The organism is Bradyrhizobium sp. P5_C11_2 (assembly GCF_054049755.1).
Genome location: NZ_JBFULT010001021.1, coordinates 1 through 1326 on the forward strand (window position 1 = coordinate 1; position 1326 = coordinate 1326).

Below are 1326 nucleotides of genomic sequence, written 5' to 3' on the forward strand. Positions count from 1 at the left end.
CCGAACCCGGAATCTCGAGATTCCGGGTTCGATGCTTCGCATCGCCCCGGAATGACGTCCAAGAGATTCAAAAACACCTCACCTCGGCTTCCGCCTGCGCCCGCCTGAGATCATTCACCGCGGAATTCGCCTGCTCCGACGTGCGGAACTGGACGCCGAGATTGCCGCGGACCTGGGACATGCTGAGCGCGGTTTCCGCGGTGACGTAACGCTCATAGGACACGATCGAGGCAACCACGTCGATCGAGCAGGAACATTGCTCGATCGACTGCCGGCTCTCGCCATTGGCCTTCATGCAGCCATAGACGTATTCGGCGCGYGCGGAGGTCGGATAATCATTGGCCTCCTCGGCGCGCGCCGCGTACACGGTCGCGGCCCACACCGCCAATGCGGCGACAATCGGTCGTAGCTGTCCCGCCAGATTCATGGGCGTCCTCCCGCTGGTTGCGATCAAAGCTATGCTATGCGTATTGTCCTGAAAAGCACTCCCTTCGAGGAAACGGCTCACAAGGTGATGAGACTTCTTGGTCGAACATTGGCGCTCGCGATGACGCTGGCGCTGACACAGGTCGCAACCGTCCGCGCCGCGGATACGATCCGCCTTGCGGTGCAGAAGACCGGAACATTCTCCTGGGAGCTGGCCACGATCCGCACCAATGGGCTCGACAAGGAGGCCGGGCTCTCGCTCGAGGTCACCGAGCTCGCGAGTCCCGAGGCCGGCAAGATCGCGCTTCGCGCCGGGAGCGCCGACATCATGCTGTCGGACTGGCTTTGGGTGTCGCGCGAACGCGCGCTCGGCGCCAAGTTGACCTTCTATCCCTATTCCAGCGCGCTCGGCGCGGTGATGGTGCCGGCCGCCTCGCCGATCAAGTCGCTCGCCGACCTCAAGGGGCGCAAGCTCGCCGTCGGCGGAGGTCCGCTCGACAAGAGCTGGCTGCTGCTGCAAGCACGGATGAAGCAGGACGGCATCGACCTGAAGTCGGACGCGACCATCGTCTACGGTGCCCCGCCGCTGATTGCCGCCAAGGCGCTGGACGGCGAGATGGATGCGAGCCTCAACTTCTGGAATTTCTGCGCCCAGCTCGAGGCCAAGGGCTTTCGACGCCTCGCCGGCATCGAGGATATCCTGCCGAAGCTCGGCGCCAAGGGGGCGGTCTCGGCGGTCGGCTATGTCTTCGACGAGAGCTGGGCCGCGAGCCACCGCGATACGGTGGCGCGCTTCATCGCGATGACCCGCAAGGCCAAGCAGTTGCTGGTGACCTCGGACGCGGCGTGGGAGAAGGTCGCGCCGCTCACCGGCGCGACCGATCCGGCGATGCTCAAGAC

Annotated in this window: 2 protein-coding genes; one reads left to right on the forward strand and one right to left on the reverse strand. The window is 64.7% G+C overall.

From position 1 onward, the window contains the following. Window positions 1-67: 67 nt before the first annotated feature. Window positions 68-427, reverse strand: coding sequence for a hypothetical protein (locus ACXJL8_RS41310; RefSeq protein ID WP_456621028.1), 360 nt, complete (start codon window positions 425-427; stop codon window positions 68-70). A gap of 87 nt (window positions 428-514) precedes the next feature. Between ACXJL8_RS41310 and ACXJL8_RS41315 the strand changes: the two genes are divergently transcribed. Beyond that, window positions 515-1326: ABC transporter substrate-binding protein (locus tag ACXJL8_RS41315; RefSeq protein ID WP_456687062.1), on the forward strand; the 812-nt coding region annotated here is incomplete at its 3' end.